Below are 14,093 nucleotides of genomic sequence, written 5' to 3'. Positions count from 1 at the left end.
TGCAAGCAGAGTGGTACCGCGTTAACAGCGTCTTTGCTAGCAACGGTGTTTTTTTGCCATAATTTAGACCTAACCAAGAAAGGTGCTATGAAGCAATGAAAAAATTAAGCAGTAGTGAAATTCGGCAAATGTATTTGGACTTTTTCCATGAAAAGGGCCATACCATTGTGCCTAGTGCGTCGTTAGTTCCCGTTGATGATCCAACGTTATTATGGATTAACTCCGGTGTGGCAACGATGAAGAAGTATTTTGATGGGTCAGTTGTGCCAGATAATCCCCGCATGACGAGTTCACAAAAGAGTATCCGCACCAATGATATTGAAAACGTGGGCCGGACCGCACGGCATCATACGCTATTTGAAATGCTGGGAAACTTCTCAGTGGGGGATTACTTCAAAAAAGAAGCGATTGCTTGGGCTTGGGAATTGTTGACGTCGCCAAAATGGTTTGGCTGGGACCCAGAGAAACTCTATATGACGGTCTATCCTAAAGATACGGATGCCGCTAAGTTTTGGGAAGCTACCGGCGTTGCGCCGGACCACATTATTAAAGTTGAAGATAACTTCTGGGATATTGGTCAGGGCCCTTCTGGTCCAGATTCTGAAATCTTTTATGATCGTGGCGAAAGTTTTAATAATCTCGCAGCGGATGATCCAGAAAATTATCCCGGTGGTGAAAATGAACGGTACTTAGAAGTTTGGAATATCGTCTTTTCACAATTTAACCATACGCCGGAAGGCACTTATGAACCACTACCCCGAAAGAACATTGATACGGGGATGGGGCTTGAACGGGTCGTGTCAATCTTCCAAAATGCGCCCACTAACTTTGAAACGGATTTATTCTTACCGATTATTCATAAGACGGAAGCGCTCAGTGCCGATAAGCATTATGGTGAAAATGACCAGGACGATGTGTCGTTTAAGGTCATTGCGGATCATGCACGGACTATTACGTTTGCCATCAGTGATGGCGCCTTGCCTTCTAATGAAGGACGAGGCTACGTCATTCGTCGCTTAATTCGCCGGGCTATTTTGCATGGTCAAAAGTTGGGCCTGAAAGATGCCTTTTTAGACCAATTAGTGCCGATTGTGGGCGAAATCATGCAATCACACTATCCGGATGTCTTAAAGAATAGTGATTATATTGCAAAAATTGTGCGTTCTGAAGAAAGTCGCTTTAATGAAACGTTAAATGATGGCTTGAGTTTACTAAATGACTTGATTGCCAGCACGAAAGCGGCCAATGAGACGACCTTATCTGGTGCGGCAGCGTTTAAATTATACGATACGTACGGTTTTCCCTTTGAATTAACCAAAGAATATGCCGGCGATGAAGCGTTAGCCGTTGACGAAGCTGGGTTTGAAGTTGAAATGAAAGCGCAACGTGACCGGGCTCGGAATGCCCGTAGTGGCGCCAAATCTATGGGGGTTCAACGTGGCTTATTGATGGATATTAAGACACCGAGTGAGTATGTCGGTTACGATGAATTGACGGATGTCGCTGGTCAATTAGCGGCTATTATTGTTGATGACACCTTGGTTGACGACCTTAGCAGCGGCACCGCTGAGATGATTTTTAGCAAAACGCCTTTCTATGCTGAAATGGGGGGTCAAGTTGCTGACCGTGGCGTGATTTTAGATGCCGATGGTCAGACAGTTGCCAAGGTGACGGATGTCCAAAATGCACCTAACAAGCAACACTTGCATACGGTGGAAGTCTTAAAACCGATGCACAAAGGGACTACTTACACGTTAAATGTCGACTTGGCGTTCCATGCAAAGGTCGAAAAGAATCATACCGCGACTCATTTATTGGACCAGGCGTTACGCGACGTGCTCGGTGAACATACGCAACAGGCGGGTTCTTTAGTTGAACCCGACTACCTGCGCTTTGATTTTACCCACTTTGGTCAAGTAACAGCTGAGGAATTAGCTAAGGTTGAACAAATCGTCAACGATAAGATTTGGGCGGCGCTACCAGTGAGTGCCATTCAAACTGATCAAGAAACGGGTCATAAGATGGGAGCCATTGCCGTCTTTACTGAGAAGTACGGTAAAGTGGTCCGAGTCGTTTCAATTGGTGACTATTCAATTGAATTTGATGGTGGGACTCACGTTAAGAACAGTAGTGAACTAGGCTTATTCAAGCTTGTTTCTGAATCCGGGGTTGGCGCGGGTGTTCGGCGGATTGAAGCCGTTACTTCCAAAGAAGCCTTTGAATTATTATCTAATGAGGAACAGTTGTTGAAGACGATTGCGAGTCAAGTTAAGGCACCAAAATTAGCAGATACACCAGACCGGGTTAGCCAGTTACAGGCTGACTTAAAAGCCGAACAACAGCAACGGGCTGCTTTAGAGAGCAAGCTAGCCAAGCAACAGGCCGGGGCGGTCTTTGAACAAGTTGACACAATTAATGCGACAACTTTGATTGCTCAAGCAGTGCAAGTTTCTGGCATGGATCAACTCCGACAATTAAGTGATACTTGGCAAGCAAAGCATTATTCTGATGTGCTTGTCCTAGGGACGGTCTTAGGCGACAAGGTTAACTTATTAGTCGCTGTGAGTGATGACAAAGTCAAAGCCGGACTAAAAGCTGGTGATTTGATTAAAGCCATTGCACCAAAAGTCGGTGGTGGCGGTGGTGGCCGGCCAACTTTGGCCCAAGCTGGTGGTAAAAATCCAGCCGGCTTACCAGCGGCTTTGAAAGCAGCTCATGAGTGGTTAGCAGCGCAATAAAGCTGATATTTTATTACGAATGTGTTACATCAAAGTGGATTGATTGTACTTCATATAAGCATTTAGTAGAATAGACTAGAAGCGGAAACGAGCGGGAGGTGCTTTATATGAGTTCATTAGACAAAACCATGTATTTTAACTTCGATAATGACGGCGCTAAGGATGTCCATGATACGTTAACGACAGTTTATGAAGCGTTACAAGAAAAAGGCTATAACCCAATCAATCAGATTGTTGGTTATCTGCTGTCCGGCGATCCAGCGTATATCCCGCGCTTAAATGATGCGCGTAATTTAATTCGTAAGCACCAGCGGGATGAAATTATTGAAGAACTTGTAAAGTCTTATTTAAAGGCAGATAAGGATGTTAATGCATGAAGTTAATGGGGTTAGATGTTGGTTCTAGAACGGTTGGGATAGCGATTAGTGATGCTTTCGGCTGGACCGCTCAAGGGGTCGAAATCATTCGTATCAATGAAGACGAGGAAGTCTTTGGACTTGACCGGGTCGCAGAATTAATTAAAGAACATGATGCTGGCGGTTTTGTGCTGGGATTACCTAAGAATATGAACAATACCTTAGGCCCCCGAGCTGAAGCGGCGCAACATTATGGTGACCTATTAACAGAACGGTTTCACTTACCAATTGACTTTGAAGATGAACGGTTAACGACTGTGGAAGCAGAACGGATGTTGATTGAAGAAGCCAATACATCGCGTAAAAAGCGCAAAAAGGTGATTGATAAGTTAGCAGCAAGCTTAATCTTGCAGAACTACTTAGATCGCCACGGTAAACTCACCCAAGGATAGCGAGGAACTTAACGAAATGAGCCAAAACCAAAACAGTAAAGACGATGTCATCACATTAGTTGACGACGAAGGTAACGAAACTTTATTTAATATCTTATTTACCTTTGATTCGGAAGACTTCGGTCATTCTTACATTTTAATCTACCCAGCCGATGCGGCGGCAGATGATGAAGTTGATATTCAAGCCTATATCTTCAATCCAGAAGACGGCGACAATGGCGACTTACAATTAATCGAGTCCGATGATGAATGGGATATGGTTGAACAAGTTTTAAATACCTTCCTAGCCGATGATGGTGGGATGCAGTAAGCTAATAGAATTGAAAAAGGACGTACTGACTTGCAATGAGTCGGTACGTCCTTTTTTGTGTCCAATTAAGTATCCAATCCGAGCGAAAAGTTGGCCATTTGTGCCAAAATGACGTCTTGATTAAGCCCGATGTAGCGTTTTGTGATGGCTTCACTGGAATGGTTGAAGATCATCATTAGCGTGCCAACATCGTGGGTGCGCTGATAGTAGTGATAGCCAAATGTTTTACGGAGAGTGTGGGTGCCAATATCATTGCGATGCATTTTACGAGCAATGGTTTGAAAAAATTTATAGACGGCATTAACGCTGAGGGCGTGCTGTGGTGATTGACCCGTGAAGAGGTAGTCGTCGTCAGCTAGATTACGAATGTACAAGTCGAGTTTGGGTCGTAGTTTGGTTAATAAAATCAGGCGCTTTTTTTGCGTTTTTTGTTCAATGATAGTGACAATGTCTTGATAACGGACCTGACCGGCCTTGAGGTTAAGAATGTCGCTCATTCTCAGGCCAGTGTTGAGTCCAACTAGAACTAACAGTGAATTTCGTTGACCATGAACACCAAGGCTTGCTAGGTTAACGAATTCCGCAATTTCAGCGGGACTGCGTAAGGGTTCCACATTGTATTGCATGTTAACGCCTACTTTCTTCGTTAATTACTAATAGAGATGATTAATAATTAATTTTAAACGACATTAATCATTTATCAAGTTAAATCATATAACAGTCACATGATAGACTGTGTATATATTTCTTAATATAAAACGGCATTATTTTGTAAATAATAGTTCCATCTATTATTAATTATTGTTGCTAGTTTTACGTTTACTGGCTAAAAACACCAAATTAAGCGTTTTCGGGCACAATATCTTCAAATTACATTGACAATTTATTCAATAATGTTAGATTTATATATAGATTTACTTATAAAATGGCATTATTTTTTACAAAATGATGACACGACTGGTGTATAACGTGAAAATATTGTTCGTATAAGAGATTATGTTGAGTGGAGCGTGAATGATGGATCAAGCAGTAAGTTTTGACTTTTTTATCCGACTAGTTCGTAAGTATTGGCGTGCCATTATTGCCTGGACCGTGGCCGGTGTTTTAGTGGCCGCTGTGATGACTTTTTTTGTCATTACGCCGCAGTACAAGTCGAGTGTGCAGATTTTGGTTAGTCGGCATAGTGAGAATTCGGCGACACAATATGCTGATCAGCAAGCCGATGTGCAGATGATTACGACTTATAAGGAATTGATTACGAACCAGGTTATTTTAAACCCAACTAGTAAAGCCTTAAAAAAACAGTATGGCTATACCCGTTCGTTAGGGACCTTAAAAAACGAAGTCAGTGTCTCCAGTACTCAAAATTCACAAGTTTTTTCGGTTGATGTTGTTGATGCAGACGCAACCAAGAGTGCTGAAATTGCCAATCAGGTTGCCGAAAGTTTTAAGAAGCAAGTTAAGAAAATTATTAAAGTTAATAATGTGACAATCGTTTCGCCAGCAAGTATTGCCCATAGTCCAGTGTCACCGAAGAAGAGTTTGAATTTACTCATCGGGTTAGTGATCGGTGTGCTATTAGGCTTTGTTTACGCTAGTGTGCGGGTGATTACCGATCGGCGAGTTCATAATGTTGAATTTCTAACGGATGACTTGGGCTTAGCGAACTTAGGTCAAGTTAATCATCAGCACCGACACCAGCATGTTCGGCGGCAAGTTGAGAATATTCAAAGTAATGCTAGTAGTGAAATGGCGACCAACCAACGGTCACGTAAACGAATTTAGCGAGGAGGTAACGGATGTTTAATCGAAAACGAAAAACGACGACATTAACCGCGCCAATTAATTTGACCACAATTAATGAACCGACGTCGGTGATTACAGAACAAATTAAAACAATTCGAACCAATATTAATTTTGCGGCCACTGATCACGAGTTACGGACATTAATGATGACGTCGGCAACTTTAGGCGAAGGTAAGTCCACTGTTAGTGCTAATTTAGCGGTCGAATATGCAAATGAAGGGCTAAAAGTCTTGTTAGTTGACGCTGATTTGCGGCGGCCAACTGTGCATAAAACATTCGGGCTATCAAATGAGCGGGGATTAAGTTCATGGTTAAGTCATCAAACGGATGATGTGAATCAAGCGATTCAATCAACCATTGATAATCTCTTTGTGATGACGAGCGGTCCCAAGCCACCGAACCCGGCAGAACTGTTAGGTAGCCAGATGATGAATGCTTTTTTAACAGAAACGACGCAAAAATTAGATTTGGTTATTATTGATGCGCCACCGATTTTGCCTGTGACAGATTCGCAGTTATTAGCGAATAAAGTTGATGGTACGGTCCTAGTTGTTCGTCAGGGTGTGGCACAAAAGGCGGCGGTCCGCGAGGCTGTTTCGGTCCTGAAACGGTCACACGCAAACATTTTAGGATCAATTTTAAATGATGTGCAAGATGGTCAGCATAATGGCTATTACGGCTATAGCAACGGGTATTACAGTGATGAAGAAAAATAATTTGGTGGATATTCATTGTCATATTTTACCAGGAATTGATGATGGCTCACCATCATTAGCAGACTCAATTGGGTTAGCGCAAGCGGCAGTTGCCGATGGCATTAAATATATTTTAGCAACGCCACATCATCTCGATCGACATTATGTTAATCATGCACCGGCGGTTCGACAAGCCGTCCAAACGTTTCAAAGTGAACTTGACCGTCGCGGAATAGATTTGGAGATCTTTCCTGGTCAAGAGGTGCACTTAAATGGGCAATTGATGACCCATTTGGATGATTTACTAGGGATTGATGTAGATCGGCAGTATTTATTGCTGGAATTACCACACGAGATGGTACCGAGTTATTTGGAAGAACTCATTTTTCAACTTTCTTGTGATGGAATTACACCAGTGATTGCTCATCCGGAACGCAATGCCCAATTGATTGCAGAACCACAAAAGTTATATGAATTAGTCAAGCAGGGCGTGCTAGCACAAGTAACCGCAACGAGTTTAGTGGGGACTTTTGGCAAGCAGGTTCAGCGAACGGCAAAGGAGTTTGTCGAGTGTGGCTTAGTACAGGTGGTGGCTTCAGATGCCCATGTGCTAGCCAATCGGCAATTTGCAATGACAGCAGCGTATCAAGTTCTGGAAAAACTTGGTACTGATTATGCGACGCAATTCGCAATGAATGCCCGGAACTTATTGAATGGTGATTTAGTTGATGTTCAAACGATTGAAATGCCACGAAAAAAGCGCCGGTTTTGGTTGTTTTAAAAAAGGGAGTGCTAAGTATTGAAAGCTTTGGTGACTGGTGGTGCGGGCTTTATCGGCTCGCATTTAGTGGATCGATTGGTACAACAGGGGATTGAAGTCGTCGTTGTTGATAATTTGTCGATGGGGAATACGGCTAATATTAAGTATCGTGATCAAGTGACAATTTTCATTGAAGATGTTCGTAATGAGAAGTTCATGCAACAACTGTTACAAGAAGAAAAGTTTGATTATATTTACTTTTTAGCTGCAGTTGCTAGTGTTGCTGACTCAATTGAACGTCCAGGTGAAACCCATGAAATTAATCATAATGCGGTGTTAAACACCTTGGAATTTATTCGGGCAGCTAAATTACCGATTAAACAGTTTCTATTTACATCTTCTGCGGCGGTATATGGGAATTTGCCAGAATTACCGAAGCAAGAGGATTCCCGCGTCGATCCATTGTCGCCTTATGCGATTGATAAGTACGCGACTGAACGGTATGTGTTAGCTTATGGTGAATTATATGATTTACCAACGGTTTGTGTGCGGTTCTTTAATGTTTATGGTCCGGGTCAGAATCCAAGTTCACCCTATTCTGGGGTGTTGTCAATTTTAACGGATTGTTTAGAACATCATAAACCATTTACGTTGTACGGTGATGGGTCCCAGACTCGTGATTTTATCAACGTTGAAGACGTTATTCAGGCACTTTGGCTAATTACTGAAAAACAAGCCCGTCATCAAGTCTTCAATATTGCCAATGGGCATGAACTTAGCTTGAACAATATCATTGCCACTTATGAAAAAATTGCTGGTTATCAGTTAGATATAAAAGTGGCTGCTGGCCGGACTGGTGAAGTTAAGCGTTCATTTGCCAATATTAATAAATTAATCAAGTTAGGCTATTCAACACAATGGTCATTGGAGAAGGGCCTTACGCAGTATTGGGAAGGGGTTCAAAATGCGACAACCCGAAGTTAATGACACGACAGTCATAAAAGTACCACATGTACAACCAACGTATCGCTTTGTAAAGAAGATTGGGCAGCCAGTCACTGGTCCTGCCTTAGTGATTAAGCGCCTATTTGATCTAGTCGTTGGGCTATTAGGTAGCCTCTTAAGTTCGCCGTTAGTGCTTGTTTTTGCACTGTTAGTTAAATTAACTTCAACGGGACCAGCCTTTTATAAGCAAGAACGGGTTGGTCTGATGGGGAAGAACTTTATGGTGATTAAGCTCCGTTCAATGTATCAAAATGCGGAAGCTAAGACCGGTGCCGTCTGGGCTCAAAAAAATGATAATCGCATTACGCCAGTAGGCCGTTTCATGCGTAAAACTCGGATTGATGAATTACCACAATTTTGGAATGTGCTCAAAGGTGATATGAGTTTAGTTGGACCACGTCCAGAACGGCCAGTACTAACCGAAGAATTCAGTCAACAATTTGAAGATTTTCCTAAGCGGCTACGAATCATTCCGGGCATCACTGGTTATGCTCAAATTAACGGTGGCTATGATATTACTCCGGATGAAAAGTGTAAGCTGGATAACTATTATATCGCACACTATTCGTTGTGGTTTGATATTAAGATGTTGCTTGGAACCATTCGAGTTATTTTTACAGGGGATGGCGCGAGATGAGCGAACCATTAATCTCTGTGATTATGCCAGTTTATAATAGTGCAAATTATATCGCAGCTGCTATTCACTCTGTTTTTGCACAAACGTATAAAAATTTGGAATTAATTATTGTCGATGATGGTTCAACAGATGGAACAAGCAAGATAGTTCAGTCATTTTCAGGAGATGTACGCTTAAGATATTTCAAATCAGCTAATAATGCAGGTGTTGCATCTGCGAGAAATATCGGTCTTCGAAACATGAGGGGAGCGTATGTCGCCTTTATTGATTCTGATGACATTTGGTTGAAAAATAAGTTAAGTGTACAGTTGCAATTTATAGAGAAAAATAAAATTGATTTTACTTACAGTTATTATGAAATTATCGACAGTAAGCAAGAAACATTAAAAATAATTGACAAACTAAATTTTAAGGCGACTTATTCAGATCTTTTAAAAACCAATTTTATTCCATTATTAACGGTACTAGTTAAAAGCTCATTTTTAAAAGGATTATCTTTTAAAAATGTTAAACATGAAGATTATATATTGTGGTTGAAGCTATTAAGAAATGAAGAAATGAAAGCATTTTTGTGTCCAGAAATGGTAGCCCAATATAGAGTACATGGGAAGTCAATTAGTAGTAACAAGTTTAAATCTGCTTTGTGGGTTTGGAATGTCTATCGATATGAAGAAAAATTATCTTTATTAAAAGCATCAAAAAACATGATCACATATATTATATTTGGGATCAGAAAGCACAGGCGCACTAAATTATTTCGTAGATAGTTTTTTACGAGTTTTAGTAAAAAGTTCATTATCACGTTAATTATGGGCACAATTTTTGGACGATCTTCTAATGGCTTTTGAGTGTGATTACATTAAACTGTTTTAAGTAATAAATGATTTAAAATTTATATTGTTGATAATTAATGATTTTTATGCGAAGGGACTATTATGGATTCTATTAAATTTCCTGTTGACTTTGTTGTAACTTGGGTTAACGACAATGATTCTAATTGGCAACAAAAAAGAGCTAAATATGAACAACTTGAACACATTACAAAAGCAAGTAAAGATGATGAAGATTCGCAGAGTCGATATCGAGATTTTGGGTTGTTTAAATATTGGTTTCGTGCAGTTGAAGCGAATGCAAGTTGGGTTCATAAAATATACGTTGTGACTGATAGTCAGGTGCCAGATTTTTTGAATTTAAATAATCCTAAGATTGAAATAATTGATCATGCAACGATTATTAATAAACGTTATTTGCCAACCTTTGATTCGAACACGATTGATTGGAACTTATATAAAATACCGGGTTTAGTTGAGCATTTTGTCTATTTTAATGATGATTTCTTCATCAATCGCCCAGTTTCAAAAAATGATTTTTTCACGGCAAAGGGTGCAGTGAAAGATACTATCGGTCAGTCGGTCATAATGCCGGTGGAATCTTATGATTATAGTTTGGTTAACAATACGATGAAAGTGAATCAGTTGGTTAATAAAAAAGAGATTTTAAAGGCTGAGTGGCAGAAATTTTTCTCGTTACGACAAGGATTGTCTATCTTTTTATTGAATGTTTTCTTTAGTGTTTTTCCAAGATTCACTCGATTGTATGATGCGCATACGGCATATTCATTTACAAAGACTGATATGAAAGCGGCAGCTGATATGCTAGAGCCTGAGTTGAGTCATACTTTTTTACAGCGATTTAGAACATCAGATGATTACTCGATTCAGTTTGTTCGTTACTATCAAATTATTTTAAATCATGCGCAACCTAGAAGTATGTATTTTGGTCAAACGGCCAATACAGATAATCCTGAAAAAGCAAAACGGTTATTATTTAAAACTGGTAAGGTCAAATTAGTCAATATTAACGATGTTCAAACGGCAACTGATGCTAATTTGGATGCTATCTTATCAATGTTTAAAAAACGTTTTCCCGATGTTTCTAATTTTGAAAAGGGTGAACTATGAAGAAAAAAATAGCATTTTTAATTCCTCAATTTTATTGGGGAGGAATGCCACATGTAGCGTCTGAATTAATCGGTCTGTTAAAACCGTACTATGAAATTACGCTAATTCTAGTGAATAATAAACTGCCAATTAGAGTTGATACGCATGCAGTGCAAGTTGTCCACTTAAAGGGTAAAAAAATAGGAAAATTTTTTGATTTAAAAAGGGTATTAACAAGTAATCGGTTTTCAGTAGTAATTAGTTTTGGAATTATTGATAATCTACTGAATATCATATTAACACCTAAACGTGTTCGACGGATTATTACAGAGCATAGTACTAAATCGTTTGATAATGAAATTGAGAAAAGTAAAATAAAGAAATTTATCTATCAAGCTGGTATTAAGCATATATATCCAAAGGCCGATAGTATAGTTGCAGTCTCTGATGGAATTAAAGCAGATTTAGTCGAAAATTTTAGTTTGAAAAACATTCAAGTTATTTATAATCCGCTGGCCAAGAATGAAAAACAACCAAGTTTAAAACTAGAAGATAAAATGTTAATTGATCGTATAACTAAGGGCAATGGCAAGATAGTTCTTAATGTTGGACGGATAACAACGCCCAAAGGACAAATGAATTTAGTACATGGATTCAAATTTTTAAAACATGAAAATATTCATTTAATTCTGATTGGTGAGGGTCCAGATAGTCGCAATATCAAAAAGTATATTAATCAGAATGGTATGCAAGATTATGTGCATGTTATTGGTAGTCGAAATAATGTTCTAACTTGGATGGAACAGTGTGATCTGTATGTAAGCTTATCCTGGTTTGAAGGATTTCCAGGAGCCTTGGTTGAAGCCGTTAAAAGTAAATTACCAGTAATATCTGCTGATATTTTTAGTGGCCCTAGAGAGATATTATCACAGGGGAAAGACACAAACTATAATGATAAAGCGCATTATCCGGTGCAATTGCCCAATGGTGTTTTGACACAAAGATTTGATTTTAGAAATGATGAGACAGATTTTAATCAGATTGAAGCGGATTTTTCAAAACAAATAAAATTTTTTATTGACTATAAAACTGACTCAAATTATCGGCCAAATTTGGGCTTTATTAGTAATCGTAATATTGTTAATCAGTATATAAAATTGATTGAAGGAAAAGAGGAAAAATAAGTGGAGCTATTATTGGGAGCGTCGGTTTTTTTAATAGGATTGGTGTGCCCATTATTAGGATTGTTAATTAGCGCTCCAGTTTCTTTTTTATATAATAAAGGTCATCAATTAATAATAATAATATTTATTCTTTTATTAGGGTATATCAGTTTCTTTTATGCCCCTCGCGAAGTTGACGATATGTCTCGATACATGGCTTATATGCAGACGATTAATGCAGCCAATGTATTTGACTATCTGTATAAGCTCTATTCCGCCCCATTTTCTGTTCAGGGATTGAATGCTTCAGAATGGCCTGGATCTGGAATCGTTCTATATTTTGTTTCAAAGTATTCAAGTTATCGTGTTCTAAGTGCAACTACTTTGGTTATTACTTATGCTAGCCGGTTAGTTGTCATGAAGAAAAATTATTTAGAGAGTAAGTCACATGATTGGTTGAAATATTTTCTGTGGATGATAGCAATCTTTATCAGTCTTCAACCTTATCTTGTTATTAGCGGCTTTCGATGGTACCTATCGCTTTCAGTATTAATGATTACGACCTATTTTGAAATTCATAATGGTTTTAAACTACGTTATTTTTGGTTTTATATATTAGCAGCCAGCTTTCATCCAGCGGCATTCATTTTCTTGTTTTTAAGGATTATATCTTTGATGTTTTCTACAAATAAACATGATAAAAAGGTTGCGCAAGGAGTGATCGCATTAGCTGTAGTGGTAAGTATGATTGAATATAATCGAATTATAAAAATGATAGTAAATTATTTCAATGATTTTTTGGTTTATACACGTAGTAGTACTGATTTAAGAAAAATTGATAATTTATTATATTTTATTATATTGATTGTAATACTGATTACTATTATTGAATTGAAACGACAGGCTAATTTTCTACCAATATTGAATTATTTATTAATAATAGTTATTTTCAACATGTTATTGATTGATTTTAGTGTGTTTAGTAGAATTGTTCAATTTACCATTCCAACGTCTGTAATTATCTTAAGTAAAGTTAGTTTTTTAAGAAAAAAATTATATTGGTGGGAACTACTTATTCCTGTTTCAATAATAATGCTTAGTGTTTTAAATCTAATTATTGTGCATTATGCAAGTTTTCCACCATTGTTGGAGCCATTAAAAGACATTTTGCTAAACCCCATTTGGTCCAAGTAGATGTATGCGGAGGTTATTTAACTTGGAAAAACTGACTTTGATTATTCCAACATATAATAGTGAAAAATATTTGCCTGAATTAACTGATAGATTAAAAAAACTAAAATCAATTCAAATCATTTTTGTGGATGACGGGTCTTCATTGGAGGCACGTAAGGATCTTAGTCACATTGCTAGAAACTTAAAAGCAAAAGTTATTTTTAATCAGCATAGAGGTGTTAGTTATGCACGGAATTTCGGCTTGAAAATATGTAAGACCCCCTATGTTGCATTTTTAGATTCGGATGATTTGTTTGAAGTAGCAGTTTTTCAAGCAATTATCGATCGACTGGATACAATAGATTCCTATGATATTATCTCATTTGCTTTAGGCCAGAAGAACTCAGAATACTCAACAGCAAACGACAAAAAAAATTTAGTTAAACAGATTCTGAAGATAATTCCTAGTAGAGAATGTATCCCTGCGCCATTTTCAAAAATATATCGTTTGAAAATGTTACAAGATCATAAAATAGAATTTCCGATTGGTGTAAAGGTTGGAGAAGATATGTTATTCAATGCTGAGGCCTTTTTAGTGGCAAAACGTATCTATGTTTCTGAAGTTTCGTATTATTTATATCGACAGAACTTAGCGTCTGTTACTCATAAAGTAGAATATAACATTGTTGACAATAATAAAAAGTTTTTGACTAGGCTAAAAATCATTTTGACAAAATATTGTTCAAAAGAAGATGCTGCAGATTGGTATCAGGAAATGGTCCTTATAACGTGGCTTAGTGATTCCTTTCAGGCGGTCATTCAAAGTAAAGATAATAACGAATTGATTGAATTACGAAAATTTTTAAGGCAGAACATATCAATTAAAAAAATGTTGTTTAATACCTTACCAAAACGACGAAAATTTTTAGCGTGGTTATTTTTATTTGAGTTATATCCAATGATAAGGTTATTAATCGGTAAAAGAAAAAAGTTTGATGAAACACTAGCTAAAAACAGTACATTGGTAAAAGTTTGATTACTTATTTTGATAGGTGTGT

The 14,093-nt window shown here is 38.2% G+C and carries 15 protein-coding genes; 14 read left to right on the top strand and 1 reads right to left on the bottom strand.

Translation table 11 applies throughout. The annotated features are described in order from the left end of the window. Positions 1-95: 95 nt before the first annotated feature. From alaS to C5Z26_RS04145, 4 genes are all read left to right on the top strand, one after another. Positions 96-2,738: an alanine--tRNA ligase gene (gene alaS, locus C5Z26_RS04160; RefSeq protein WP_105448733.1), complete on the top strand. Its 2,643-nt coding sequence runs from the start codon at positions 96-98 to the stop codon at positions 2,736-2,738. A 107-nt stretch (positions 2,739-2,845) separates the two neighbouring features. After that, positions 2,846-3,115: an IreB family regulatory phosphoprotein gene (locus C5Z26_RS04155; RefSeq protein WP_105448732.1), complete on the top strand. Its 270-nt coding sequence runs from the start codon at positions 2,846-2,848 to the stop codon at positions 3,113-3,115. Continuing rightward, positions 3,112-3,546: a Holliday junction resolvase RuvX gene (ruvX, locus tag C5Z26_RS04150; RefSeq protein ID WP_105448731.1), complete on the top strand. Its 435-nt coding sequence runs from the start codon at positions 3,112-3,114 to the stop codon at positions 3,544-3,546. Before C5Z26_RS04155 ends, ruvX begins: the two co-directional genes overlap by 4 nt. Positions 3,547-3,562: 16 nt before the next feature. After that, positions 3,563-3,856, top strand: a complete 294-nt coding sequence (locus tag C5Z26_RS04145; protein WP_105448730.1) for a DUF1292 domain-containing protein — start codon at positions 3,563-3,565, stop codon at positions 3,854-3,856. Between the two features lie 65 nt (positions 3,857-3,921). Here the strand turns inward: C5Z26_RS04145 and C5Z26_RS04140 are convergent, their stop codons facing one another. Continuing rightward, the gene (locus tag C5Z26_RS04140) at positions 3,922-4,482 is read right to left on the bottom strand and encodes a tyrosine-type recombinase/integrase (RefSeq protein WP_105448729.1); all 561 of its coding nucleotides are present in this window, start codon (positions 4,480-4,482) and stop codon (positions 3,922-3,924) included. A 391-nt stretch (positions 4,483-4,873) separates the two neighbouring features. Between C5Z26_RS04140 and C5Z26_RS04135 the strand changes: the two genes are divergently transcribed. From C5Z26_RS04135 to C5Z26_RS04090, 10 genes are all read left to right on the top strand, one after another. Beyond that, positions 4,874-5,641 (top strand): YveK family protein, encoded by a 768-nt coding sequence (locus C5Z26_RS04135; RefSeq protein ID WP_234005726.1) that lies wholly within the window; start codon positions 4,874-4,876, stop codon positions 5,639-5,641. A gap of 14 nt (positions 5,642-5,655) precedes the next feature. Beyond that, a complete protein-coding gene (locus C5Z26_RS04130) occupies positions 5,656-6,378 on the top strand; it encodes a CpsD/CapB family tyrosine-protein kinase (protein ID WP_105448727.1) in 723 nt (240 codons plus the stop codon). Continuing rightward, positions 6,365-7,138: a tyrosine-protein phosphatase gene (locus tag C5Z26_RS04125; protein WP_105448726.1), complete on the top strand. Its 774-nt coding sequence runs from the start codon at positions 6,365-6,367 to the stop codon at positions 7,136-7,138. Before C5Z26_RS04130 ends, C5Z26_RS04125 begins: the two co-directional genes overlap by 14 nt. 18 nt (positions 7,139-7,156) lie before the next feature. Beyond that, the gene (locus tag C5Z26_RS04120; RefSeq protein WP_105448725.1) at positions 7,157-8,101 is read left to right on the top strand and encodes an SDR family NAD(P)-dependent oxidoreductase; all 945 of its coding nucleotides are present in this window, start codon (positions 7,157-7,159) and stop codon (positions 8,099-8,101) included. Then, complete coding sequence (locus C5Z26_RS04115; RefSeq protein WP_105448724.1) at positions 8,082-8,759, top strand: exopolysaccharide biosynthesis polyprenyl glycosylphosphotransferase; 678 nt, start codon at positions 8,082-8,084, stop codon at positions 8,757-8,759. The genes C5Z26_RS04120 and C5Z26_RS04115 overlap by 20 nt, the downstream gene beginning before the upstream one ends. Further along, complete coding sequence (locus C5Z26_RS04110) at positions 8,756-9,526, top strand: glycosyltransferase family 2 protein (protein WP_105448723.1); 771 nt, start codon at positions 8,756-8,758, stop codon at positions 9,524-9,526. Before C5Z26_RS04115 ends, C5Z26_RS04110 begins: the two co-directional genes overlap by 4 nt. Before the next feature lie 168 nt (positions 9,527-9,694). Beyond that, positions 9,695-10,720: a Stealth CR1 domain-containing protein gene (locus C5Z26_RS04105; RefSeq protein WP_105448722.1), complete on the top strand. Its 1,026-nt coding sequence runs from the start codon at positions 9,695-9,697 to the stop codon at positions 10,718-10,720. Next, positions 10,717-11,883 carry a glycosyltransferase gene (locus C5Z26_RS04100; RefSeq protein ID WP_105448721.1) on the top strand — a complete coding sequence of 389 codons (1,167 nt, stop codon included), beginning with the start codon at positions 10,717-10,719 and terminating at the stop codon, positions 11,881-11,883. Before C5Z26_RS04105 ends, C5Z26_RS04100 begins: the two co-directional genes overlap by 4 nt. Further along, entirely contained in the window at positions 11,884-13,056 is a 1,173-nt protein-coding gene (locus C5Z26_RS04095; protein ID WP_105448720.1) for an EpsG family protein, read from the top strand. Positions 13,057-13,078: 22 nt separating this feature from the next. After that, positions 13,079-14,071 carry a glycosyltransferase family 2 protein gene (locus C5Z26_RS04090; RefSeq protein WP_158682798.1) on the top strand — a complete coding sequence of 331 codons (993 nt, stop codon included), beginning with the start codon at positions 13,079-13,081 and terminating at the stop codon, positions 14,069-14,071. The last annotated feature ends 22 nt before the right edge of the window (positions 14,072-14,093 follow it).

The organism is Lactobacillus sp. CBA3606 (assembly GCF_002970935.1).
Taxonomy (GTDB): Bacteria; Bacillota; Bacilli; order Lactobacillales; family Lactobacillaceae; genus Lactiplantibacillus.
This window is presented reverse-complemented; position numbering and strand designations above follow the sequence as displayed.

Excerpts from the sequence above, each read along its gene's own strand:
- C5Z26_RS04110 (WP_105448723.1), top strand. The coding sequence starts at position 8,756 with ATGAGCGAACCATTAATCTCTGTGATTATGCCAGTTTATAATAGTGCA.
- C5Z26_RS04100 (WP_105448721.1), top strand. The coding sequence starts at position 10,717 with ATGAAGAAAAAAATAGCATTTTTAATTCCTCAATTTTATTGGGGAGGA.
- ruvX (WP_105448731.1), top strand. The coding sequence starts at position 3,112 with ATGAAGTTAATGGGGTTAGATGTTGGTTCTAGAACGGTTGGGATAGCG.
- alaS (WP_105448733.1), top strand. The coding sequence starts at position 96 with ATGAAAAAATTAAGCAGTAGTGAAATTCGGCAAATGTATTTGGACTTT.
- C5Z26_RS04145 (WP_105448730.1), top strand. The coding sequence starts at position 3,563 with ATGAGCCAAAACCAAAACAGTAAAGACGATGTCATCACATTAGTTGAC.
- C5Z26_RS04135 (WP_234005726.1), top strand. The coding sequence starts at position 4,874 with ATGGATCAAGCAGTAAGTTTTGACTTTTTTATCCGACTAGTTCGTAAG.
- C5Z26_RS04130 (WP_105448727.1), top strand. The coding sequence starts at position 5,656 with ATGTTTAATCGAAAACGAAAAACGACGACATTAACCGCGCCAATTAAT.
- C5Z26_RS04115 (WP_105448724.1), top strand. The coding sequence starts at position 8,082 with ATGCGACAACCCGAAGTTAATGACACGACAGTCATAAAAGTACCACAT.
- C5Z26_RS04105 (WP_105448722.1), top strand. The coding sequence starts at position 9,695 with ATGGATTCTATTAAATTTCCTGTTGACTTTGTTGTAACTTGGGTTAAC.
- C5Z26_RS04155 (WP_105448732.1), top strand. The coding sequence starts at position 2,846 with ATGAGTTCATTAGACAAAACCATGTATTTTAACTTCGATAATGACGGC.
- C5Z26_RS04125 (WP_105448726.1), top strand. The coding sequence starts at position 6,365 with ATGAAGAAAAATAATTTGGTGGATATTCATTGTCATATTTTACCAGGA.
- C5Z26_RS04140 (WP_105448729.1), bottom strand. The coding sequence starts at position 4,482 with ATGCAATACAATGTGGAACCCTTACGCAGTCCCGCTGAAATTGCGGAA.